The 24,111-nt window shown below is 54.8% G+C and carries 22 protein-coding genes and 1 tRNA gene; 8 read left to right on the top strand and 15 right to left on the bottom strand.

All coding sequences use genetic code 11. The features are described 5' to 3' along the window. The first annotated feature begins 39 nt into the window (after window positions 1-39). Window positions 40-1,443, top strand: coding sequence for a hypothetical protein (locus tag AB6729_RS06790; protein WP_371080820.1), 1,404 nt, complete (start codon window positions 40-42; stop codon window positions 1,441-1,443). Next, the gene (locus AB6729_RS06785; RefSeq protein WP_371080819.1) at window positions 1,436-2,860 is read left to right on the top strand and encodes a TlpA family protein disulfide reductase; all 1,425 of its coding nucleotides are present in this window, start codon (window positions 1,436-1,438) and stop codon (window positions 2,858-2,860) included. Before AB6729_RS06790 ends, AB6729_RS06785 begins: the two co-directional genes overlap by 8 nt. A gap of 480 nt (window positions 2,861-3,340) precedes the next feature. Here the strand turns inward: AB6729_RS06785 and AB6729_RS06780 are convergent, their stop codons facing one another. Genes AB6729_RS06780 through AB6729_RS06770 form a run of 3 tightly spaced genes read right to left on the bottom strand, consistent with a single transcriptional unit; the run spans window position 3,341 to window position 6,562 of the window. Further along, complete coding sequence (locus AB6729_RS06780; protein WP_371080818.1) at window positions 3,341-4,693, bottom strand: gluconate:H+ symporter; 1,353 nt, start codon at window positions 4,691-4,693, stop codon at window positions 3,341-3,343. 2 nt (window positions 4,694-4,695) lie between these two features. Further along, window positions 4,696-5,088: a RidA family protein gene (locus AB6729_RS06775; RefSeq protein WP_371080817.1), complete on the bottom strand. Its 393-nt coding sequence runs from the start codon at window positions 5,086-5,088 to the stop codon at window positions 4,696-4,698. A 22-nt stretch (window positions 5,089-5,110) separates the two neighbouring features. Then, window positions 5,111-6,562 (bottom strand): amidohydrolase family protein, encoded by a 1,452-nt coding sequence (locus tag AB6729_RS06770; RefSeq protein WP_371080816.1) that lies wholly within the window; start codon window positions 6,560-6,562, stop codon window positions 5,111-5,113. 84 nt (window positions 6,563-6,646) lie between these two features. On the opposite strand from AB6729_RS06770, the gene AB6729_RS06765 reads away from it, so the two are divergent. Next, window positions 6,647-7,903 (top strand): amino acid deaminase, encoded by a 1,257-nt coding sequence (locus AB6729_RS06765; RefSeq protein WP_371080815.1) that lies wholly within the window; start codon window positions 6,647-6,649, stop codon window positions 7,901-7,903. A gap of 47 nt (window positions 7,904-7,950) precedes the next feature. On the opposite strand, the gene kdpC is transcribed toward AB6729_RS06765, so the two are convergent. From kdpC to AB6729_RS06735, 6 genes are all read right to left on the bottom strand, one after another. Further along, the gene (gene kdpC, locus AB6729_RS06760; RefSeq protein ID WP_371080814.1) at window positions 7,951-8,517 is read right to left on the bottom strand and encodes a potassium-transporting ATPase subunit KdpC; all 567 of its coding nucleotides are present in this window, start codon (window positions 8,515-8,517) and stop codon (window positions 7,951-7,953) included. 21 nt (window positions 8,518-8,538) lie between these two features. Further along, the gene (kdpB, locus tag AB6729_RS06755; protein ID WP_371080813.1) at window positions 8,539-10,581 is read right to left on the bottom strand and encodes a potassium-transporting ATPase subunit KdpB; all 2,043 of its coding nucleotides are present in this window, start codon (window positions 10,579-10,581) and stop codon (window positions 8,539-8,541) included. A gap of 20 nt (window positions 10,582-10,601) precedes the next feature. Further along, on the bottom strand, window positions 10,602-12,365 hold the full coding sequence (gene kdpA / locus AB6729_RS06750; protein ID WP_371080812.1) for a potassium-transporting ATPase subunit KdpA: 1,764 nt from the start codon (window positions 12,363-12,365) through the stop codon (window positions 10,602-10,604). Window positions 12,366-12,367: 2 nt separating this feature from the next. Continuing rightward, window positions 12,368-12,454, bottom strand: a complete 87-nt coding sequence (kdpF, locus tag AB6729_RS06745) for a K(+)-transporting ATPase subunit F (RefSeq protein ID WP_371081198.1) — start codon at window positions 12,452-12,454, stop codon at window positions 12,368-12,370. Window positions 12,455-12,938: 484 nt separating this feature from the next. After that, entirely contained in the window at window positions 12,939-13,634 is a 696-nt protein-coding gene (locus AB6729_RS06740; protein WP_371080811.1) for a response regulator transcription factor, read from the bottom strand. Continuing rightward, entirely contained in the window at window positions 13,631-14,773 is a 1,143-nt protein-coding gene (locus AB6729_RS06735; protein WP_371080810.1) for a histidine kinase, read from the bottom strand. Before AB6729_RS06735 ends, AB6729_RS06740 begins: the two co-directional genes overlap by 4 nt. A 17-nt stretch (window positions 14,774-14,790) precedes the next feature. On the opposite strand from AB6729_RS06735, the gene AB6729_RS06730 reads away from it, so the two are divergent. Together AB6729_RS06730 and AB6729_RS06725 are read left to right on the top strand one after the other, a co-directional pair. After that, on the top strand, window positions 14,791-16,233 hold the full coding sequence (locus AB6729_RS06730) for a DUF4118 domain-containing protein (RefSeq protein WP_371080809.1): 1,443 nt from the start codon (window positions 14,791-14,793) through the stop codon (window positions 16,231-16,233). Between the two features lie 153 nt (window positions 16,234-16,386). Beyond that, a tRNA-Val gene (locus AB6729_RS06725) sits at window positions 16,387-16,461 on the top strand. Here the strand turns inward: AB6729_RS06725 and AB6729_RS06720 are convergent. Then, complete coding sequence (locus AB6729_RS06720; protein WP_371081197.1) at window positions 16,418-17,050, bottom strand: tyrosine-type recombinase/integrase; 633 nt, start codon at window positions 17,048-17,050, stop codon at window positions 16,418-16,420. The genes AB6729_RS06725 and AB6729_RS06720 overlap by 44 nt on opposite strands. A gap of 48 nt (window positions 17,051-17,098) precedes the next feature. On the opposite strand from AB6729_RS06720, the gene AB6729_RS06715 reads away from it, so the two are divergent. Next, window positions 17,099-17,455, top strand: a complete 357-nt coding sequence (locus AB6729_RS06715) for a hypothetical protein (protein WP_371080808.1) — start codon at window positions 17,099-17,101, stop codon at window positions 17,453-17,455. Window positions 17,456-17,725: 270 nt separating this feature from the next. Here the strand turns inward: AB6729_RS06715 and AB6729_RS06710 are convergent, their stop codons facing one another. The 5 genes from AB6729_RS06710 to AB6729_RS06690 form a co-directional block, all read right to left on the bottom strand. Beyond that, entirely contained in the window at window positions 17,726-18,070 is a 345-nt protein-coding gene (locus tag AB6729_RS06710; protein ID WP_371080807.1) for a helix-turn-helix transcriptional regulator, read from the bottom strand. Between the two features lie 140 nt (window positions 18,071-18,210). Continuing rightward, window positions 18,211-19,152, bottom strand: coding sequence for a LysR family transcriptional regulator (locus tag AB6729_RS06705; RefSeq protein WP_371080806.1), 942 nt, complete (start codon window positions 19,150-19,152; stop codon window positions 18,211-18,213). Between the two features lie 239 nt (window positions 19,153-19,391). Continuing rightward, window positions 19,392-20,438, bottom strand: a complete 1,047-nt coding sequence (locus AB6729_RS06700; protein WP_371080805.1) for an aldo/keto reductase — start codon at window positions 20,436-20,438, stop codon at window positions 19,392-19,394. A 99-nt stretch (window positions 20,439-20,537) separates the two neighbouring features. Next, window positions 20,538-21,287 carry a glucose 1-dehydrogenase gene (locus AB6729_RS06695; RefSeq protein ID WP_371080804.1) on the bottom strand — a complete coding sequence of 250 codons (750 nt, stop codon included), beginning with the start codon at window positions 21,285-21,287 and terminating at the stop codon, window positions 20,538-20,540. Window positions 21,288-21,366: 79 nt separating this feature from the next. Continuing rightward, entirely contained in the window at window positions 21,367-22,113 is a 747-nt protein-coding gene (locus AB6729_RS06690; protein WP_371080803.1) for an SDR family NAD(P)-dependent oxidoreductase, read from the bottom strand. Window positions 22,114-22,345: 232 nt separating this feature from the next. On the opposite strand from AB6729_RS06690, the gene AB6729_RS06685 reads away from it, so the two are divergent. Further along, complete coding sequence (locus AB6729_RS06685; RefSeq protein ID WP_371080802.1) at window positions 22,346-23,023, top strand: TetR/AcrR family transcriptional regulator; 678 nt, start codon at window positions 22,346-22,348, stop codon at window positions 23,021-23,023. Window positions 23,024-23,078: 55 nt separating this feature from the next. After that, complete coding sequence (locus AB6729_RS06680; RefSeq protein ID WP_371080801.1) at window positions 23,079-23,870, top strand: VOC family protein; 792 nt, start codon at window positions 23,079-23,081, stop codon at window positions 23,868-23,870. Window positions 23,871-24,111: the final 241 nt, after the last annotated feature.

Raw genomic sequence — 24,111 nt, 5'->3', positions numbered from 1 at the left:
TGGATAAGAGTCTGCGAGATGAAAGGCAGGAACGGGGACATGAAGAACAAACGATCAGTTGGTAAGCGCCTGCAGAGCATTGTGATGCCACTTGTGATTGCGGGCGCAGCATTGTTGTTATCGAAAGCGCAGATCGCAGTGAAGAACCAGGGGTACGTTCCTTTCAGCGATGCGCCCATCAACTATCGTTCCGACAATGTTAACGATCCCGTCGCAAAGCTGCAGCAGCGTCTGGACAGCGGCGAAGCGAAATTGAGCTATGAGCCTGAACATGGCTATCTTCGTTCCGTTTTGAAGGAGTTGAGCATCCCCCTCGACTCGCAGACGCTGGTGTTTTCCAAGACGAGTTTTCAATATAAGAAAATTTCTCCGGAAAATCCGCGAGCGCTGTATTTCAACGACGATGTCTACATTGGTCAGGTGCATGAAGGAAAGGCGATTGAAGTTGTTTCTTTTGATCCAATGCAGGGAGCGATCTTCTACCTTCTGGATGAACACCAGGTGGAGAAGCCGAAATTTGAACGCGCAGAACTTGATTGCACGCAATGCCACATTGCCGCTGGAACACGCGGCGTGCCGGGTGTGCTGCTGCGGTCCATCTATCCAACGTCGACAGGGACCCAGGCGACCAGTACAAGGTCCTTCATCACAGATCAGGAAAGCGAGATCAAGAACCGCTGGGGCGGATGGTATGTGACAGGAAAGTTCAGTTCCGCGCCTGATCTGTCGATTGGCAATGCTGTTGTGCCAGATGGTGACAATGCCGGTGACGAAAGGCTGACACCGATCGCAGCGAAGTTCGACAAGAAGAGTTATCTCACCGCGGACAGCGATGTTGTTGCACATCTGGTCCTGGCGCATCAGACGCAGGCGCATAACTTGATCACGCTTACGAACTACCGCGTGCGTATTGCAGAGTTTCAGGCTGCGAAAACAAACGGCGGTAAGTCCGTAGATGCGGCTTCTCTCACAGAAAGTACTCGCCAACAGTATGAGCGTCCTGCGGAGCAATTGGTGCGCTATCTCGTATTCGCAAACGAGGCATCGCTTGCAGGTTTTGGCTTTGATGCAGATGCAAAGTCTGACTTCGCGCGTGATTTTGCAGCGCACGGGCCGCGAGATTCGAAAGGGCGTTCGCTGCGCGACTTTGACTTGAAGGTGCATACCTTCCGCTATCCGTGCAGCTATCTCATCTACACGGAATCATTTGACAACATTCCGGAGCCGGCAAAGGGATATGTGTATCACCGGCTATTTCAAGTGTTAACCGGCGAAGACCAGAGCCAGGACTTTGCGGGCATAAGCCCGGAAGCAAAGCGTGCGGCCTTGGAAATTCTGCTGGCTACAAAGCGTGGGCTGCCAGAGGAATGGCGGAGCTACGCACAATCCAGGCGCCTGCGAATTGCGACTCAGCCAGTTGGCTCGAGTCATATTCATGGCTAAGACACACCACGTTGTATCAACCACTCGCGAGGTCACTATGAAGACGATGCTGAAATACACAGGTGTTGCGATTGCCTTGGCAGGACTGGGCACAACCGCAGCGTTGGCACAAAGCGCACCAAAATCCATTGACGGCCGATGGGACGCTGCACTGGTCCGGCCGAATGGAGAAACAGTTCCATTCCGGCTGGATATCTCCGGAGACGGAAACGGTGTGAAAGGTACGTTTTATAACGGATTTGAACCGTTCGACAGCACGACTGGCGGATCCTTTGCAAACAATGAATTGACACTTAATATCGATCACTACCTCACGGCCATTCACGCTAAGTTGAACGGTGATCAGCTTGCGGGCGATGTCTCCACACAGAATCGCGCATCGACTGCGGCTTATCAGTTCAAGGCCACACGTCATGTGGATGCGAAGGTGAATGTCTCGAACGTGCCGCAGGTTGGTGGCTCCTATATTCTGCCGCTGGAGACACCTTCTTCAAAGGGTGAAAAGGCTTTTCACTTCATCGTGGAGCAGCGAGGTGCTGAGATTGCAGCAACGATCCTTCGTGTCGACGGAGATACAGGCGCGTATACCGGTACATTTCATGATGGTAAGTGGCGCTTAAGCCATTTTGACGGTTCGCGTCCGGGCGTCATTGAAGTTACGCCGCAGGCCGACGGCACGCTTGTTGTGGAGCAGAACCCTGGTTCGAAGCTCTCAGCGCAAAAGCCTGCTGCTCTAAAGACCACGAGCGCCAAAGCGTATGGCGAAGAAGCACCTGTTGATAGCCGTTACACGCCGCAGCTTGTGGCCTATCGGGAGGACGTTGCACGAGCAAAGGGCCTGCCGCAGCCCGAGAATTACAGCACGCATACAACTGTTCGCGATCCAAACGAAAAATTTGTATTTAACTTTCCAGACGTGAATGGAAAGCTGATTTCCGAAGACGATCCGCGCTTTAAGGACAAGGTAGTTGTTGCGGTTGTTACTGGTACGTGGTGCCCGAACTGCCATGATGAGGCGCAGTATCTTGTTCAGCTGGACAAGAAGTACAGGGACAAGGGACTGGCGATTGTCGCATTGGATTTCGAAGAGCCGGAGCAGCAGGGCGGTCTGGAACGTGAGAAGGCTTTCGTAAAACAGTACGGTGTGGATTACACGTATCTCATCGCTGGAGCGCCCGCTGAGATGTGGGAAAAGGTGCCGCAGGCGGTCAATCTGAACACATGGCCCGCAACGCTGTTCATTGGGCGTGATGGCCGCGTGAAGTCGGTGCACTCAGGCTTCGCATCGCCTGCGAGTGGGCGTTTCAACGATGAGTTGAAAGCGGAATTCACTTCTACGATCGAAAAGCTGCTGGCCGAAAAGCCCACGCAGCAAACTGCCTCTGTTGGGATTCAGGTAACACACGAAGGCGAGTAACGCGCGTGAAACACTACAAGCATAAAGGCCGCCGGATCACAATGATCTGGCGGCCCAACTTTTCTAAAGCTGGTGTTTCGAGGAAATCCGCTTGAGATTCAAGAGTTGTTGAAGAGGCAGCGTTATCGCATGGAACTCATGGAACGCAATCAACGTCGAATCGACGGAAGGATCATGGACTTCTCTAGAGCCAGTTATGTCTTTTGTGAGTGCTTCCGCTGGGATTCGGCGTTTTCGAGGCCAAGGAGCGAGTCGCGCGGGATACCGGGTGTATCTTAGCGAGGAGTAACGCCGGCATCGGAAACGCAGGACCCAGCCCGGAGGGTTGCGTGTGGAGCGCGCTCCGGCTTTGTTGTCGTCCTTGCCTTGGAATTACCAATGTCTGCGTCCTCCGTCGCGCCGGAACACGCTCCACCCGCAACGGAAGCTCTCACAAAAGGCATAACTGGCTCTGGCATCTCGCGTGCAATGATGCGTTGGCTAAAGTACCCATTGCAGCAGGCAGACCGCGCCAAAGGCGACCAGTGACAGGATCGTTTCTACGACTGTCCATGACTTCAACGTATCTGCAACGGACATGCCGCTATATTCCTTGACCAGCCAGAAGCCTCCGTCGTTTACATGCGAGAACCCTGTGGCTCCTGCACCGGTTGCAATGGCCAGGAACTCAGGGCGAACGCCTGTTATGGCAAGCGCCATGGGAGCCACTATGCTGCTGGCAGTGGCCATGGCAACCGTCGTCGATCCAGTTGCAAGGCGGATGAAGGTTGCGAGTAACCACGCCAGGAGGAGCAAAGGGACATGTGTTTTCAATGCATAACCAAGCAGCACGCTGCTGACGCCACTATCGATGAGAACGCGCCCAAAGCCGCCGCCCGCGCCGACCAGCAATGTCACTGTGGCTGTAGGCGCGAGACACTCATTCGTAAAGCAAAGTAACTGGTCGCGTGCGAATCCGCGGCGGAGACCAAGCTGATACAGGCTTAAGAGTGTTGCGATCAGAAGGGCTACATCGGCGTTGCCGAGGAAATGCAAAATGAGATTTGGGCGGCTTCCAGTAGCCGTGAATTTATCTGCCCAACTGCCAACCAGCATCAGCGCTACGGGCAGAAGGATCATCGAGACACTGGTGAGAAATGATGGAAGCTCGCGTTCCTGGTTGGAATGTACAAATGCATCGCTCAGTGCTGTGTGTTGCGGTGCGGCGATGTGTTTCGAGATGAAGCTGGACCAGACGGGGCCTGCAAGAATTGCAGCCGGGATGCCTGCGAGCAGGGCCCATCCGATAGTCTTGCCGAGGTCTGCATGAAATGCGGTTGCTGCCATCAATGCCGCAGGATGGGGCGGCAGGAGACCGTGCACCATCGCAACGCCTGCGGCCATGGGAAGCAACGTGGTGACAAGCGAGCGGCCCGTCTTTTGCGCCACGTTGTAAGCGAGCGGCATCAGCAGGACGAGTGCGACCTCAAAGAATACGGGGATACCAACAAGAATACCGGCGCACAGCATGGCCCACGGAACGTGGCGTGGCCCGAATGCATCCACCAAACTCTGAGCAATGCGTTCTGCAGCACCCGACTCTGCAAGCATCTTTCCGAGCATGGTGCCAAGCGCCACCACAATGGCAACGTGACCGAGTGTGTTGCCCAGGCCAGTTTCAAAAGAAGAGACGACTTTAGGCAGGGGCATGCCTGAGGCGATAGCAAGCCCAATAGAACATAGGACAAGCGTAAGAAACGGATTTAACCGCACCCACACGATGAGCACGATCAACACAACGACCGAAATAGCTGCGGCGCTGAGCAGGAGAATCGAGTGGGTGTCGGTCATCATCCTTACTTGGCAGGAGCCTTATAAGCGACGCAGTCGATCTCGACCTTGCAATCCACTACCATCTTTGTTTCCACGCATGCGCGTGCCGGAGGATTTTCGCCGAAGTACTGGCGGAAGACGCCGTTGAATGCGGCGAAGTCGCGCGCATCGTCAAGCCATACACCGCAGCGGACAATGTGCTCCGGGCCGTAGCCTGCTTCTTCCACAATGGCCATCATGTTCTTGATAGCCTGATGCGACTGTGCAACGATGTTGCCCACAATCACTTCTCCGTTCACCATGGGGACCTGGCCACTGACGAACAGCCAGCCGTTTGCCTCTACTGCTCGTGCAAAGGGCATGTGCGAACCGCCCTGTCCTTTGCCGCCTTCCACTCCGTAACGCTTGATGCTCATACCTTCTCCTGTTGCAAATGGTTCATGCTGTATGCGATTGTCGCGGCAGGAACTTGCCGCCGCGTTGTGTTGTCACTGTAGCGTTTGTGATGGAAGGTATCCCGTTGACCCACACATGATGAATGCCGATGCTGGGCTGCGTAGAATCCGTCCATGTTGCCGCATCGCGCACAATTGCAGGATCGAAGAGAACAAGATCCGCAGCAAAACCTTTACGAATCATTCCTCGATCACGCAGCCCGAGCGTCTGCGCTGAGAGCCCTGTCATCTTATGAACGGCGGTGGGAAGGTCAAAGAGTTGTTCCTCGCGACTATAGTATCCAAGAACTCGCGGAAACGTTCCCCACAAACGTGGATGCGGCCGCGGATCATGCGGAAGCCCATCACTTCCGACCATGACCGCGGGATGCCGAAGAACGCGCTTTACATCCTCCGGCGACATGTTGTGGTAAATAGCACCTGCGGGCATCAATGCTTTCGCCGTTTCCAGTTGCGTTTTGTTCCATTCTGCTGCAATCTCTGCAAGAGATTTACCGGAAACCTGCGGGTGTGGCTCGCTCCACGTAATGCGAATCTCAATGCGCTCATCCACCTGGCGAAGATCAAGCATACTGCTGCTGGCGGTGTAGGGATAACAATCACAATGGACTATCTGTCTTGCGCGTGCCTTGTCCAGCAGTGCGAGAACATCACTTGTGCGACCCCAATTGTCAGGACCTGCGCACTTCAGATGCGAGATCAATACAGGCACGGACTGTGAAGCGCGTCCAACGGCAAAGCTTTCTTCCATTGCATCCAGAATGGCAGCGGTCTCGCTACGCATGTGTGTTGCGTACATAGCGCCTGCATTGCCCAGTGGTTCGGCTACGCCAAGCACTTCGTCCAACGTGGCAGAATATGCAGAAAGATACGCAAGGCCTGTACTTAGCCCGAGCGCGCCGTGTTCAAGAGCGTCCTGCAACTGTGCGCGCATTGCGTTGACTTCGTTCTCTGTAGCCGCTCGATCCAGTCGGTCAAGATGATTTGCGCGCAATGTGGTGTGGCCTACCAATGCCATGACATTAACGGACGGGTTGGCTGCGTTGACCGCATGAACATAGTCCGCGAAGCTGCGATACTGCATCATCGCCGGCTTACCCAGTAATTCCATCGGGTCAGGCAGGGGATTTGCTGGTAGCACGGGCGACGCGCTGATGCCACAATTGCCGACGACAACCGTGGTGACTCCCTGTGTCAGCTTTGGTAGCATGGCGGGCGTCTCAATGACGCTGGTGTCGTCGTGAGTGTGCGTATCGATGAAGCCGGGCGACAACACGAGTCCTTTCGCATCGACCGTGTTTTCGGAGCGCCATGTACTATCTGCGTCGATGCACGCGATGCGTCCTGCGTGTACTGCAATGTCGCTTTCGCGGGCAGCGTCGCAGCTGCCGTCGATCAGAAGTGCGCCACGAATCAACAGATCACATTCTGGCATGGTGGCCTCTGCTGGTCTGGATCTGGTCGTCGACGATATGCTCAAAGTTAGTCACAGATAAAGCATCGCAAATGTGGAGGCAGCTTGGCCAGCGAACAGATTTTCCCTAAAGGGTTTGGTGGTCTAAGGACCACGGAAGAGATTGAAGCGGTGGGGGCGCGCGGATGGAACGTTCTGCGCGAGGATCTGAGCCTGCCTGCCGCGGTTTTGGTGAAGCCTCGGATGGAGCACAACCTCCGCTGGATGGTGGAATTTGTGCAGAAATACGGCGTATCTCTGGCGCCGCATGGCAAAACGACCATGGCTGCCAAGCTGTTCGGCCGCCAGATGGATGCCGGCGCATGGGGCATTACGCTGGCCACGGCGCAGCAGTGTGTGGTTGCTCATGCTCATGGCGTGCGGCGCATTCTGATGGCGAATGAGCTGGTGGGGCGCGCCAATTTCGAATTTGTAAGCGACATCATAGCCGAGGGGGCGATCTTCTATACGTTGGTGGATTCACCGGATCTGGTCCATCAACTCGGCTTGTTTTTTCAGGGCAAAGGGCAGCAGCTTCGTGTGCTAGTGGAACTGGGTGTCAATGGTGGCCGAACCGGTACTCGAACGGACGAACAGACGCAGGCTGTGGTGGATGCTATTGCGCAATGGCAGGGGAGCCTGCTGCTTTGCGGTGTTGAGGTCTACGAAGGTGTGTTGAAGGACGAAGCTGGTATCCGGGAATATCTTGGCCGGGCTGTGGACACTGTGAAGCAATTGCAGAAGCAGGAAGCCTTTGCGCAGGGGGAACGAGTAATCCTGAGCGGCGCAGGGTCTGCCTGGTATGACGTGGTTGCGGATGTCTTTGCACCTGTGCGAGACGAGGTCGATGTCGTTCTGCGGCCCGGATGTTATCTGACCTCAGACGCGGGTATTTATCGCGTTGCGCAGCAGGAGATCGGGCAGCGAAATAGCATTGCGAGAGAGGTGGATGCTGAGCGCGGTGCGACGCTGCAATCCGCACTTGAAGTATGGGCCTATGTGCAGTCGGTGCCGGAGCCGGGGCTTGCCATTGTAGGGATGGGGAAACGCGATGTTGCGTTTGACGCGGGATTACCTGTAGCCGTTTGGCATTTCCGTCCTGGTACGCATCAGGATCCGGTACGCGCTTCTTCCGCATGGGAGACCATCAAGCTAATGGATCAGCATGCGTATCTTCAAATACCGGAGGATGCCGATATCAAGGTAGGAGACATGCTTGGGTTTGAGATATCGCATCCCTGTCTTACTTTTGATAAGTGGCGCTATGTCGCGATGGTGGACGAAAGTTATAACGTCCTGGAAGCCGTGCCTACTTACTTCTAATCTTCTGTGCGTGGCCCTGGAAACAGGGCCACGCACCTGTAACACGATTACCGAGCGGCATTTCCAGGGATCTGCGAAAGAGCCAAATTCAATGCAAGAACATTGACTCGTGGTTCTCCCAGAATGCCAAGCTGCCGTGGCTGAATCTGTCGCGCGATCAGGGCGCTGATCATGTCCTGTGAGATGTGACGTTGTTGCGCAATACGCGGAGCCTGATAATACGCGGCGGCGGGAGTGATATCGGGATCCAGGCCCGACGCCGAAGCTGTCACCAGATCCACTGGTATGGGATAGCCCGCGGACTCAGTCTTGACACTTGCTGCGACTCGATCCGTTAATGACTTATTGGTAGGGCCATAGTTTGATCCGGAGGAAGCAGTCGCATCATAGCCGGTACCCGCTGCAGAAGGGCGGCTGTGAAAGTAGTTATCGCCAGTGAAGGGTTGTCCAATGATTGCCGAGCCGATGGTTTCACCATTCCGTGTCACCATCTGCCCGTTCGCTTTTCCCTTCATTATGAGTTGAGCGATGGCGGTGATGGCAAGGGGGTATGCAATGCCAAGAAGAAATGCCGTAACCACGGTGTAGATACATGCGATGCGTACGAGTTTCATGAGCGATTCCAGTCTCTGGCACTACGCCAGGTGCAGTGCAACGATGACCATATCCAGCAGCTTGATTCCGATGAACGGAACGATGATTCCGCCCAGGCCATAGACGATGAGATTGCGCTGAAGAAGAGCCGCTGCCGACATGGGACGATACTTCACACCACGCAAGGCGAGCGGGATCAATCCGACAATGACCAGCGCATTGAAAATCACGGCAGATAGAACAGCCGATTCCGCATTGTGCAGATGCATAATGTTGAGTGCATTCAATACAGGGAACACGCCAGCAAACATCGCCGGAATAATCGCGAAGTATTTTGCCACATCGTTCGAGATAGAGAAGGTGGTAAGTGCGCCACGCGTCATGAGTAACTGCTTTCCGATACCGACGATTTCGATGAGCTTCGTTGGGTTGGAATCCAGATCGACCATGTTGCCAGCTTCTTTTGCAGCCTGCGTTCCGGTGTTCATGGCAACACCTACGTCTGCCTGAGCGAGTGCAGGTGCGTCGTTTGTCCCATCACCAGTCATTGCAACGAGCTTGCCTTCAGATTGCTCGCGCTTGATCAGGTCCATTTTGTCTTTTGGCTTTGCCTCGGCAAGAAAGTCATCGACACCAGCTTCCCGCGCAATCGCGGCTGCTGTTAGAGGATTGTCACCGGTAATCATGATGGTGCGAATACCCATGGCTCGCAGGTGATCAAAGCGCTCCTTCATGCCGCCTTTGACCACATCCTTCAGATGAATGACGCCAAGTGCGCGGCCGTTTTCAGCCACGACAAGTGGAGTTCCACCCTTTCGCGCGATCTCTTCCACCGCAACACGAACGGGCTCCGGCATGGAGGAATTGTGTTCGGAGAGATAGCGGGTAATCGCATCCACAGCACCCTTGCGAATGGAGCGGCCTTCCACTTCGATGCCGCTCATACGCGTCATTGCGGAGAAGGGAACGAACTCTGCGTGCAGTTCACTTAGTTCACGGCCGCGAAGGTTGTACTGCTCTTTCGCAAGTACAATGATAGAACGTCCTTCCGGAGTTTCGTCGGAGAGAGAAGAAAGCTGGGACGCATCTGCAAGTTGTTCCGCAGTAACGCCGGGTGCCGGTACAAATTCGGACGCCTGCCGGTTGCCTATGGTGATCGTGCCGGTCTTATCCAACAGCAGGGTGTTCACGTCGCCAGCCGCTTCCACCGCCCGGCCTGATGTTGCCAGTACGTTGTGTTGTACCAGACGATCCATACCGGCAATGCCAATCGCGGAAAGCAGGCCGCCAATCGTGGTGGGAATAAGGCAGACCAGAAGTGAAATAAGCACGAAAGCCGTCTGCGGCGCACTGGAATAGATCGCGAATGGTTGCAGAGTAACGACCGCAAGCAGGAAGGTGATGGTGAGTCCTGCAAGTAGAATGTTCAATGCGATTTCATTCGGTGTCTTCTGACGTTCCGCACCTTCTACGAGCGCAATCATGCGATCGATAAACGTCTCGCCTGGGTTGGATGTAATGCGGACGGTGAGGATGTCTGACAGTACACGGGTGCCTCCGGTTACGGCGGATCGGTCTCCGCCAGCTTCTCGAATCACCGGTGCGGATTCGCCCGTGATAGCAGATTCGTCGACGGAGGCTGCACCTTCTGTGACTTCGCCATCGCCAGGAATCATCTGTCCCGCTTTAACTCGGACGACATCACCTGACCGTAGATGAGAGCTGGGAACTTCTTCGAGAACGCCTGATTTTGAAATTCGATGAGCCGTTGTCTCTGACTTAGCCTGACGCAAAGCGTCTGCTTGTGCTTTGCCGCGACCTTCCGCCATAGCTTCTGCAAAATTCGCGAATAGCACGGTGAACCACAGCCAAAGCGTGATTTGTAAGTTGAAACGAAAGTGGCCATCATGTGTGGACATACTGACGAAGAGCAGTACGGTGGTGAGGATGCTACCCAGTTCCACAACGAACATGACCGGGTTTTTCATCATAACGCGCGGATGGAGCTTCGCAAGCGCATCCCGTACCGCACGACGCATGATATGTGGGTCGAACAAGGAGCGACGTTTTGCTTGACTAGGCATACTTCGTATCTCTTTCTCAGCTAGAAGAGTTGGCCGGCACGCATCAACAAATGTTCAAGGATGGGGCCAAGCGAAAGGACAGGGAAGAAGGTGAGTGCGCCCACGATCAGGATCACGCCAATAAGAAGAATGGTGAACAGCGGTGTGGTCACTGGAAACGTTCCTGAAGATGCAGGGACGATCTTCTTATTCGCAAGATTCCCGGCAAGGGCCAACATCGGAATGATCATCATGAAGCGGCCGAAGAACATCGCGATGCCGAGCGTGTAGTTGTACCAGTGGGTATTGGCGCTCAAGCCCGCAAAGGCAGATCCGTTATTGCCGGTTGCGGATGCGTAGGCATAGAGGATTTCGCTCAGGCCATGCGGCCCGTGATTTGCCAGGCTGCTCAGGCCCAGATTGGGCGTCAGGACGGAGACTGCGGCAAATCCCAGAATGATCAGCGGAAAGATCAGCAGATAGAGCATGGCCATCTGCACATCGAAGGCTGCGATTTTTTTCCCGAGATACTCCGGCGTTCTGCCCACCATGAGTCCTGCTATGAAGACCGCTAGAACGACAAACACCAACATGCCATATAGGCCCGCTCCCACACCTCCGAAGACAACTTCACCTAACAGGATGTTTGTCATCGGTACCAAACCACCAAGCGGTGTGAAGCTGTCATGCATGCTGTTCACGGCGCCGCAGCTTGCATCGGTTGTGACAGCAGCAAACAGAGCGGAATTTGTGATGCCGAAACGTACTTCTTTGCCCTCCATGTTGCCACCGGATTGCAGTTGCGAGACTTTGGCATCGACATTGTGAATAAGCGGATTGCCGTGGGACTCGGCCCAATAGGTAGTAAATGTTCCGGCAAACCATAGCACTGTCATCGCGCCCAGGATCGCCCATCCATGCTTCGGAGCTTTGACCATCTGGCCCAGCGTGACACAAAGCCCGGCAGGCAATAAGAAGATTGCCAACATCTCTAAGAAGTTTGAGAGAGGGGTTGGGTTTTCAAATGGATGGGCGCTGTTGGCATTGAAGAAGCCGCCGCCATTTGTGCCAAGCATCTTAATGGCTTCCTGCGAAGCAACTGGTCCCTGCGCGATATTCTGTGTCGTGACCGTGAATGTTTTGCCATCGCTGCCGGTGATTGTTTGCGATTCCACAAGTTTCACCGTGTCATACGGCTTCAGGTTCTGGACGACGCCCTGAGAGACGAGCAGAAGTGAAAGAACAAGGGAAAGAGGAAGCAGAATCCACAACGTGCCGCGTGTGAGATCAAACCAGAAGTTGCCAATGGTCTTGCTTTCCTTACGTGCGATGCTGCGAACGAATGCCAGGGCAAGTGCGAGACCCACAGCAGCAGACCAGAAGTTATGAGTCGCCAGTGCGAGCATCTGCGTGAGGTAGCTCATGGTCGTTTCTGGTGTATAGGACTGCCAGTTGGTATTGGTTGTGAACGAGATTGCGGTGTTCCAGGCGAGTGATGATTCGACACCATGCAGATGTTGCGGGTTCCATGGAAGGAACGCTTGCACTCTCTGGATAACGTAAGTAAGAAGCAGGGTCGCGGCGCTGAAGATCAGCATGGCCAGACCATACCTTGTCCAGTGCATCTCTTCTTCCGGATTGATCCCTGAAACCCGGTAAAGAATGCGTTCGCACGGTGCCAGTATGGGGTCAAGAAAAGTTTTGCGACGTTCAAAAACTGCTGTCATATAACTGCCCACTGGCTTTGCCAGCAACAGTACTGCTGCGATGAAGATCACGATTTGTAGCCAGCCGTTCAGAGTCATGACTAGAACTTCTCCGGGCGAAGTAAAGCGTAGACAAGGTAAACCATCAGCAATGCTGACAGGGCAAGCAGAATCACATTGAGAATCATGAGCGCACTCCTTTGAGGCGGTTACAGCCGTGGATATAGGCCACAGCAAGACTGAAGACGAATGTGAGTGAAACTATTGCAACGAGATCGAGCATCAGTGTCTCCTTACCAACTTCCTTGCTTTGTGCCCCAGCAGCATATCCGCCACCGATGAGGCGGTTACCAGTGCATGGGGCACAGAGTCTGCGGTATCACCGAGAAGGTGGAGTTGATTGAACCAGGTGTGGCGAGATTCTGCGCATGTGATGAAGCAGAGGGCGCAGGTGTGATTCAGTAAGCGAGTCCGCTTTTTTGAATGCGTGCATAGCGGCGCGGGACGGGCGTCCACGATCGTCGTCTGTGCTGAAAGCACGGTAGTCGATGCCAGCACCATCGGACGTATCGACTCTTTCATGCGGAACTTCATACCTGCCTCCCTGACTATTGAAGGCGACAGGTGCGTAGAAAGTCCGTAGGGAAGTCGTAAAGAAGTTGTAAAGCCGGTTTAATCGGAGGCAGTAGTGCCTTCGGCTACCAGTCGATAGCCAATCCAGGGCTCACTTTGGATATAGCGTATTCCCAAACCTCGGTCCAGCTTCTTTCTTAACTGGCCAATCAGGACACGAATGTATTCCGGTTGCGACTCTCCGGCTGGGCCCCAGATATGCCGGAGCAGGGCTTTATGTGTCATCACGCGGCCGGCATTTTGAAGGAGGACAACGAGCAGTTCAAACTCTTTGGGCGTGAGATGAAGCTCGACTCCCTTCAGCATGACTCGGTGTGCCGCAAGATCGACTTCAAAATCACCTTCGTGTAGAGCGTTTTCCGCAGGCGAGGGAGGAGTATTACGCCTAAGTAAAGCCCGAACGCGAGCAAGCAGTTCGTTCATGCTGAAAGGCTTGGTGAGATAGTCATCCGCTCCTTCATCCAGTGCCTTCACTTTCATGCTGTCGCTGTCGCGCACACTCAGCACCAGAATAGGTGTTGTGGCTAAACGACGAACAGCCTGAGTTAATTCCAGACCGCTCATCTCTGGCATGGAAAGGTCCGTGATGATAAGGTCTGGCGCGTGTGCCTCGAATTTTTCAAAAGCTTCTAATCCGTTGCTTGCAGTTTCAACGAGGTATCCGCTGCTTTGTAGCGAGGTGCGAAGGATCAGAGTGATTTGCCGTTCGTCGTCCACTACGAGAATTCGTTTCATTGTGCCTCTCGCGTGATGATGTGGAGATCAACATTAGGAGCTTCTGCCATAAATTTCTGCAATGCGTAATAGTAGAGATAAGAACGTAAACCATGTGTTGCCGAACGGCCGACGATGACTTGGGTTATTCGCTGATCTCGAATGTATGCCCCTGTGACTTTCGCTGTATCCCCGGCTGGAAGACTGACGATTTGCGCCCCGAGATGACGCGCGAAAGAAAGGCTGCTTTCGAGCATCCGTTGCCGCTCCTCTTCTGCGTCTCCATCATTGCCGACATGAAGCACATAAAACTCCGCATCGAGAGCATCTGCCAATCGCGCTCCGCGAGCAATGAGATCACGAGCCTGTGGTCCAGCACTGATGCAGACGGCAACCTTTTCCGCCACCAGCCAATGCGATCCCAGTTTTTTCCGTTTGACGTACTCGTCGAGTGTGCGATCCACTGCGCGCGTAACGCGTTGCAGCGCCATCTCTCGAAGTGCAATCAGATTTCCCCGCCGAAAGAAATTCGCAAGCGATCGTTCAATGCGGTCCTGCGGATAGATGTCGCCTCGCTGCATACGCGTAACGAGAGCCTCTGGTGTAACGTCGCTGATGACAATCTCGTCGGCTCGATCCAAAACCCAATCCGGCACCTGTTCACGAACGGTGACGCCCGTAAGAGCCTGCACGCGAGGCGTCAAACTTTCTACATGCTGGATATTTACGGTCGATAGGACATCGATTTTGTTTTCCAGTAGGAAGAGAACATCTTCATATCGTTTGGCAAAACGGCTGCCTTCAATGTTCGTATGCGCCAGCTCATCAACCAGAACAACCTGGGGAAGTCTGGCGAGAATGGCATCGACATCCATTTCGCCAAATATGGTGCCTTTATATTCCATCAGGCGGCGAGGAATTTGCTCAAGCTTGTCTGTCAGTTCGGCAGTACCGACACGACCGTGTGTTTCTACAATGCCTATGACAACATCTTCGCCGCGGCTGCGCCGCCGGATTCCTTCGCTCAACATGCTGAACGTTTTGCCGACACCGGGCGCATAGCCCAGGAAGATTTTGAGTCGGCCACGCTCCTTTTCTGTCTCGCTGGAGTGGAGCCAGTCTTCAGGAGACTTCCTTCCGGGTTCATCCGTCTCAGGCACGCTGTACAATTCCCCGCATGAACTCACGACGCTTGGTGACGATAACATACTGGCTATCGACGTTTGGCGCTCTGGCCGTCATTCTACTCATATACGGCTTATGGCTTCACGTAAATCCGACTACCGTGGCTCTCACGCTGGTGCTGTATGTGCTGATTGTGGCAGCCCAGTTGAGGTTGCGATATGCCGTCGTCGCGTCTGTGGTTGCAACCGCTTGTTATAACTTTTTCTTTCTCCCACCGGTTGGAACGTTTACCATTGCGGATCCCCAAAACTGGCTGACTCTGCTTACATTTCTTTCCACCAGCGTGATTGGGAGCCGTCTCTCGCAGACAGCGCGAGACGAAGCGGATCAGGCAAAGGCAAGTCAGCGAGAACTGGAAGTGTTGTTCTCACTCAGTCGCGAATTCCTGAGGACGGACAAACTGGCTGACATTACGGAAGCTCTTCCGTCGCTCATTAACATCGCTGCCCACGCACAAGGTTCAACGCTCTACCTGCTGGATGGAGATCGGGTATTTCAAGCAGGAGAGCAGCAAATATCAGGAATTGAGATTCCACATTTCAGGCAACTCGCGTTGAGTCTGTCCGAGCCAGAAGTGTTATCTGACGGAACGGTTCATGTTCCGATACGAGCCGGCGTTCGGCCACGGGGTCTGCTGGAAATGGTGGGCCTGAAACTTTCACAAGAGACTTTACGAGCGATTGGAGGACTTGCCGCGATCGCATTGGATCGCGTTCAGGCACTGGAAGAGATTGCTCGAAGCGAAGCTAATAAGGAAAGCGAACGCCTACGCAATCTAATTCTTGATTCGATTACCCACGAATTGAGGACACCGTTAACTTCGATCAAAGGGGCAGCGGGAACGTTGCTGATGGGGCAAGTGAGTGCAGAGGATCAGGGATCGCTACTCAAAATCATTGATGAAGAAGCTGACAGAATCAATCAGTTGATAGGCCAGGCTGTGGAGATGGCTCAGCTTGAAGCGAAAGAAGTGCACATGGACTTTCAGCCTGTCGATTTCAAAGATATTGTGGCTGAAGCAAAGGAAAATAGTGCCTGGGTTTGGATGAGCCATCCTGTGGAGATATCCATTCCTCCATTGCCGAAAGTGGATGCAGATCCGAACATGATTGCAAAAGTGTTGTGCAATCTCCTGGAGAATGCGGCGAAGTATTCAGAGCTTCAATCGCCCATACGTATTTCAGCGGAGCAGAAGGGGGGAATGATTGTGGCAACGGTTGCGGATCGTGGTATCGGTATCGATCCGTTGGAACAGGGGCTTGTCTTCGACCGCCTGTACCGCTCACGTGAACACAGCCAGAAAAAGCCAGGTACCGGGATGGGGCTCCCTATCAGTCGTGCCATCATCGAATCGCATCAAGGGAACCTCACCGTCACGAGCCAAAGAGGTTATGGATCAGTGTTCAGCTTCACGTTGCCGATTCATAAAAACTGATTTCGAGACAGATCGACCGCTCATCTGGTCTGTACACCACAAGAGTAAGACTGTGGTATAAAGTTAATATCCCAATTCGGGTTGGCGATGGAACAAATCCAACCCATGTATCTGCAATCAAAGCAGTTGCGGATTTATAGGGATCCCGAAATGGGGCGCATAACTCAGCGGTAGAGTGCCACCTTCACACGGTGGAAGTCGTAGGTTCGAATCCTGCTGTGCCCACCAATCCTTTCAACAACTTAGCGTTGCTCCGGCGGACGGGCTTTGTTGCGTTTTGTTGCATTTCGTCAGGACTACGTTTTTGCCGCGTTCCCTTATCTAGCATGAGGTAGACGGAACCAACCATCGCCTGCACGCTCTCTGGTAATTCCTGCATGTACTCGTTGGCGGTGGTGTCTGCCTTCGCGTGCCGCAGGTGCGCCTGAATGTCCTTGACCGACCCCATGTTCTGAGCCTGCGTGGCCATCGTCCGGCGCAGGATCTGGAAGTTCAGTCGCGGGATACCAAGCCGCAGAGCGAGGGGCTTCATAACCCTCTCCCGGTAGTTATCGACGCGCATCACGCCTCCGTCTGAGTTCTGGAAGATGAAAGCGTCGGGCGATGAATCTGGGCATTCTGTCTTCCAAAGGAGGAGCTCGTGAGCCAGCCCGTCTGGAAGGTGCATCTTCCCCAAACTCTTCTTGGTCTTGCCAAAGGGACGGATGACCCCTCGGTAGACGGTTTCGGTGATCGACAGCGTATTGCGGCTGTCGAAGGACTTCCAGCGTAGCGCGAAGAGCTCGCTTGGCCGGAGAGCGGCGGTCATATCCAACATCAACAGGAGTCGATCACGCCTGTTCGTGCTGGCAAGGATGAGCCAGAGTTGATCCCAGTTCAGAACCTGCTTGTCCTTGGGCCGGAGATTCTTGGGAATCTTCAGCTTCCGGCTCGGGTCCTTCATCAGGAACTCTTGCTCGATGGCCTCATCGAAGATCGATCTCAAGTAAGAGCGGGCCTGTTTTACCCGGTCCTGGTTGTAGCGATCCGCGAGCTGATTGACATGCGTTTGCAGCATGAATCTGTCGATGGATTCGAGAGAGAAAATCCCGAACTTGTCGATCAGATCGATCTCAATCTGAGCCATCTTTTCCTTGGCTGTCTCGGGTCGCCAGTCTCCCTGTCGAAGCGGAAAATAACGGTTCCGAACGAACCACTCGAAGGTGGTGGCACTGTCTTTTAGGAGCCGGCCGCCTGCGAGATTTTGACCTGTCTGTTTGGCTACTTCCATTCGCAACGCTTCACGCGCGGCGGACTTCGTAACCTGGGTTTTGAGGCCAAGAGGGACACAAACAATGTCCACCTTGGGCTGTTCGGTTGTTGGGTCTAGGACCGTCCGGCGGAAGTATCCGTACCACTTTTTTCCGCGCAGGCCGACCCAGCCTGCCTGATTTGTTTTACCCATCGAGCGCTCGTTTTCTGTGAGGGAAAAGAGTGGTGGGCAGCCTCAATTTTACGCTTTGCGTCGGCCACCTGTATGCATTGCTGAGAGTCGTTCGCGCTCGTTGATGAATGCTTCGATTGCGCTGGCGCGGAATCGCAATGCTCCGTCTCCCATCCGAATGAATGGCAGTCTTGGTTTCTTGCGGGAGCAGTGATCCCAAACCCAATCCCTACTGACATTCAACCGCCGTCCTACATCCTCGACGGTCAGCAACGGATCGGACATGGCGGGGTTCGGAGTGAGCGCGCGGTGTGGCCCCTTGCGGCGAGTTGGGGGCACGATGCTGAGCTGTGCTTTCGGCAGCTCAGAGATGACATCTGGGTCTTGCTCTGGAATCGATCCAATGGCTGACATGTCCTCTCCTGCGGCGGCACACCGTTTTTAGTACCGCTGTGCGGAAGAGGATTGACTAGCTCGATGCCCCGAGTCCAATTCCAATTGGTATGTGAGTTATTCCTGCGAGGAATGACCCACCAATTGCGCGGAGTGTCGATTCAGAGTTTCAGCAGAAGCTGCCCTGAGATTTCTGCCTGCTGGCCTTGGGGAATGACCCGCTTTAGGAAGGCCCGACCGAACTCGTTGACGAGGCGCGAGGATTGGTCGGCACGAAGCACAAGGCGGATGTTCACTTGAAGCCCTGCCGCTGTAAGCGGACGCGCCACCAAATCGTTCCGCTCAAGCTGTTGGGCAATTCCCTTGAACATGATTGCGACGCCGAAGTTTTCGGAGATGAGTTGAATGACTTCATGCGGCGTCACATAGTGATGCACTTCGACTGGCACGGCACCGGCCCGCTTGCCCGCCTCCATCACCTTTTCATAGAGGGTTGGGTTCGCACGTTTCGGAAACATCATCCATCCAACCTTGCCAAAATCTTCGAACGAAACGGATGCAAGATGAGCCGCAGAATGATCGGTGGATAGAAGCACGTACAAGGGCTCCGTCACCAATGGAACGAGTGTGAGAAGTGGACTGTCCGCGGGCTCTTCGATGATCGCCATATCGACCTCTGCGGAGAGCACACTGTGTACGAGATCCTGCGCGAACATACTCTCAACTCGAAGGCGAAGGTTGGCATAGAGAGGCAGATGAACCCCCAACAAAGCGGATACGAGGACCGGGTCCACATAAGGGCTGTGCCCGATGGTGACAAGTGGCTGAATCTCCTCCTGCGTGGCACGGCCCGTGCGGACCGCCTTCTCCAGCAAAGCAAGCGCATCCTTGCAGCCGCGTACAAAGACATGGCCTGCTTCGGTTAGTTCGACCCTCTTCTGGTCACGCACGAATACGGCGAATCCTATGCGGCTCTCAAGCTCCGCAATTTGTTTGCTGAGGCCGGGTTGCGTGATGTTCAACCTTTCGGCAGCCCTGGTGAAGCTCAATTCTTCCGCGAGGGTAACGGCAGCGATTTGTAATCGAACCTCTGGCAGAGACAAATTCAGTGGCCCCCTGAGACATGTATTGGTGCTCCACTTTGAATGACCGGGGAATGCTAGATTGGTTCAGCTCGGCTCGATTTTGAAGGCCAGAGCTTGATTCGAAAAACTACATTTTGCGACTGCCACGATTTGGCTCCTAATCGATGTGCATGGAACATATACCCACTAGGATCAATGTCGTGGCAGTCTTGTGTTTGGTGTGATAGGTGATCGATGTCCGAGAGTGCCCTCAGAGGTTAGCGAGCCAATTCCGATGGCTGAATGAACGAATCGAGCTTGCCGCCCGTCATACGATTTCGCATCGATGGAGTGGACAGCAGATCGTGAGGAAAGCCCAAGGTGATGGCGCTGGCTTCATCGAGCTTCTGGATGTGCTCAGGTGAAAGCGTCAGCTCCAATGCACCGAGGTTGTCATCCAGTTGTTCACGTGTGCGGGGCCCGATGATTGGCCAGACTCCCTTGGTGTTGACCCAAGCGATCGCAATGCGGCCGGGATTGGAACCGATCTCCGCCGCGATAGCTTCCAAGGCGTCGATGATGGCGGTACGCTGCGGAGTGTTTTCCGGCTGGAACACGCGGCCGCCCATACCTTCGTTGCGGCCCTTCTCGCCCTTCCGATACTTGCCAGTTAGCACACCGCCGCCGAGTGGCGACCAGCCAACGGTAGCGAGGCCGTGTGCCGCAGCCATCGGGAGTAGATCGCGCTCCGGGGTGCGCTCGATGAGGCTGTACTCGATCTGTTGAGCGGCGACGGGCGTCCAGCCGCGCAACTCGGCCAAGACGGACGCTGCGGAGACGCGCCATGCTGGGAAATCCGAAAGACCGATATAGAGAATCTTTCCCGCACGGACGAGGTCGTCGAGCCCGCGCATGATTTCATCGATGGGCGTCAGCGCGTCTGGGAAGTGAACCCAGTAGAGGTCGAGCCGATCCGTCTTGAGACGCTTGAGGCTTTGTTCGAGCGAGTGAACCATCGCCTTACGGCTGTTGCCGGTGGCGAGAATGCCGCCCTTCGGGTCAACGCTCATCGTGAACTTGGTCGTTACGAAGAGCTCTTCGCGGCGGGGCTTGATGAACTCGCCAAGAAACTCTTCTGACTCGCCGAACTGATAGGTGTCGGACGTGTCAATGAAGTTTCCGCCCGCTTCGACATATCCGTCGAAGATCTTCCGTGATTCCTCGATGTCAGCACCGTGGCCCCACTTCAGGCCAAACATGCCCGCGCCGAGAATGATTTCCGAAAGCCGTATGCCAGTGTGTTGGCCTAACAGTTTGTAGCGCATTGCTGCTCCTTGGATTTACCGGTTAGGACTTCCGCGGCTGCGGATGAGCCACAGTCCGGAAGGCAAATTGAGAGTTGGAGCGGGGAGAAAACGTTGAAATCAACGCACTCCGCCGCTGGCTATCAGGACTTCGCCGGTCAGCCAGCCGGACTCATCAGAGGCCAGAAAGACCGCGAGTGGGGCTATGTCGCTAACCTTGCCAGTACGGCCAAGAGGAGCCTGATTAGCGATGAATGTCTCGTGCTCTGAACCAATGAAGCCACCCGCATGTGTGCCCTCCGTCTCGACGAGGCCGGGATTGATGGAATTGACGCGAATCTGACGTGGGCCCAGCTCGCGCGCCCAGACTCCGGTATGGGCATCAATCGCGGCTTTGGTGCCGGTGTACACCGTCGAATGCGGCGGCGTGATGCGGCTCACGCCGGAGCCGATGTTGATGATGCTTCCGCCTGCGGGCAAGTGCTTGATCGCAGCTTGCGTCACAAGGATCGGTCCCAGGACGTTGATATCGTAGTGGCGGTGGAAGTGCTCTTCGCTGATGGAACCCAGTGGAGCGAAGGCATAGACACCGGAGTTGTTGACGAGAATGTCCAGCCTGCCGAACTGCACGATTGCCGTATTGACCAGAGTCTGTGCCTCGGCCGCTTTGGAGATGTCTGCGCGGGCGGCGACAGCGTTCCCTCCAGCAGCTTTGATCTCGGTGACCAAGGCTTCGGCCTTTTCCTTGTCTGAGGCGTAGTTGACGACGACAGATGCACCTGCAAGCGCGAGCGCACGCGCGATGCCAGCGCCGATTCCTTTCGAAGCCCCGGTAACAATCGCTACTCTTCCATCTAGTCTGTTTCCCACGCCGGTCGCCCTCCAAGCAGGCCCATGAACTGCAACAAAAGAAATCTCCCGTGGCGCACGAACGCCACGGGAGAGATGGTTAGACCAGGTTCGCTCCACCATCAACGACGATGTCCACGCCGTTGACGTATTCAGCATCATCGGAACCGAGGAAGAGAGCGACGGATGCGATGTCATTCGGGCTCGCAATGCGGCCAAGGGGGTTCAGAGAACCCACGTGGGCCTTCATGCCAGCCGCCTGCTCACCAGCAAGGCCGTCGATGGCGGGGGTATCGACCATGCCGGGGCTCACGACGTTGACACGGATCTTCTGTTCCTTCAGTTCAAGGAGCCATACACGAGCCAACTGAGCTACCGCAGCCTTGGTCGCGCTGTAGATACCGAATGCTGCCATCGGCTTGAAAGCTGCAGTTGAGGAGTTGATGATGATCGAGGCTCCGGGAGCGAGGACGGAAAGCGCCTGCTTCACGGTGAACACAACACCCTTGAGGTTGGTGTTGACGATGCTGTCGAAATGCTCGTCAGTCACGCCGGGAAGCGGAGCGAAAGCCGCGATTCCGGCGTTGACAAAGAGAACGTCCAGATGGCCGCTCTTGTTCTTGATCGTCGAGTACACGCGATCCAGGTCAGCAACATTGCTGGAATCTGCCTTCACTGCGGTGATGTTGCCGCCAATCGAGCGAACCGCCGCGTCCAAAGCTTCCTGCTTGCGACCCGTGATGTAGACGGTTGCGCCTTCCGCGATAAAGCGCTTCGCGGTTGCCAAGCCAATACCCGAGCTTCCGCCCGTTACCAGCGCTACCTTGCCATTAAGTCTTCCTGCCATGTTTCCTCCATTGCCTTTCTCTTGCGTACGGGATTTATTGCGCCCGAACAGACCGAACAAGCTGAAGCGCATTTCATCTCCTTGGTTTGAAATATCGAATTTCCGAGGACATGAAACACCTCTTCCATTCCCGTTGTTGACCGATCGGTAAACTACCCCGCTAGCCAATTATGTGGGGTAGACTCTCTGGTGTCAATGGCGTACTATACCGATAGGTCAACTATTCATCTGATTGGAAGGGATTACGGCGATCGGCAGGCCAAGAGAATTCGATACAGAGAAGGCTTTGGACCAAGCGCTTAACCTTTTCTGGAGCAAGGGCTATGAAGGCACAACATTGATGGACTTGATTGAGTCCATCGGAGTGTTGAAGCCGAGCCTCTATGCTGCCTTTGGCAGCAAGGAAGAATTGTTTCTAAAAGCCCTTGATCGCTACAAGGAACGCTTGGGCGCAGCGGTGTCTCCTGCGTTCGCTTTGCCTTCGGCACGGGGAAGCCTGGAGCATTATCTTCGTGGACTGGCCACGTTCCAGAGCGCTGCTGGGACACCACAAGGTTGTCTCCTTGTGCAAGGCGCGCTTGTCGGCAGTGAAGAATCGAACCGCGTGTCGAAAGCCCTCTGCGATAGCCGCGAGCAAGGGTTCGGAATCATCCGTAGTTTGCTGGAACGCGCGATCAAGCAACGTGAACTGCCCCGCAACACAGACATCGATCAGCTTGCGCTCTACTTCAACGCCGTGTCTCACGGCATCTCTGTACAAGCTGTCAGCGGGATCTCCACGGAACAGCTCCACAACTCCATCACAATCGCTATGCGTAGCTGGCCAGAGGTTCGCTCTTCCAGTACCGCAAAAAAGCTCGCTCGACGTCGAATCGGTTCCATACGGAAGCCGATCAAACGGAAAAAATGAACCTGACGCCCTGGCCTTCGCCTCGCGGAGGCCAGAGCTTTTTGGAGATTGCTTCATGTCTACTGCTACTCACTCTTATGTCGCTGCTGCCACGGTTGGCATTCAACCTCCGTCGTACCGTCTGCCGGACGAGATTCATGTTGGACGTGTGACCCTTGCTGTATCCGATCTCGAACGTTCCTTGAGTTTTTATCAGGATGTGATCGGCCTGGCACCGATCAACGCTGGAAGCGAAGTGGCGGAGTTGGGTGTAGACGGGAAGGTTCTGCTCGAACTGCGACAACTTCCCGGCATCCTTCCTTTGGTTCCTCGCAGTCGTCTCGGTCTCTATCACGCGGCATTCCTTCTGCCAGATCGTGGAGCGTTAGGTAGTTTCGTGAACCATCTGCATTCCATGAAGATCCGCTACGGATCGAGCGACCACTTTTTCAGTGAAGCTCTCTATCTGGTCGACCCAGATGGTTTGAACATCGAGGTCTATGCAGATCGACCGCGCAACACTTGGCGGGTCGAAGGCAATGAGTTGATCGGCGGCGGAGTCCAGCTCGATCTCGCGGGGTTGTCGGCAGCGAGTTCCGGGCCGTGGTCGGGGGCGCCTACAGGTACCACCGTTGGACACGTGCATCTCTACATTGGTGATCTGCGTGAGGCCGCTCGCTTCTACCACGAAGTGCTGGGCTTCACGATCATGACGTGGAGCCTGCAGAGCGCTTTGTTCATCGCGGCTGGCGGATATCACCATTACGTTGGGCTCAACGTGTGGGCAGCAGGTTCCCCTATTGCCTCGGCACAAGACGCCCGACTCCTTCACTGGGAGCTTGTCTTGAACGTCCCCATCAGGGTCTGAGCCCCGGAGAAGTCCATCGTCCCTTGCGCGTGCGCTACGGCGGTGAGAGAGAGAGCGAAAAGGCTGGGGAAGAGGATTCGAACGACACGGAGAATCCGCTCCTTGACGATCGCACGATTGGCAGTACGCACCGCGCGAACACGCTGGGGGGAACCGAGACGAACAGGCAGCCGAAGCGAGCCTTCATCTGATCGGAGTATGGGGTAGGGACGAGTCACGTTTGCACCTCCGCCGACTTGAG

It is taken from the genome of Terriglobus sp. RCC_193, from assembly GCF_041355105.1.
Taxonomy (GTDB): domain Bacteria; phylum Acidobacteriota; class Terriglobia; order Terriglobales; family Acidobacteriaceae; genus Terriglobus.
This window is presented reverse-complemented; position numbering and strand designations above follow the sequence as displayed.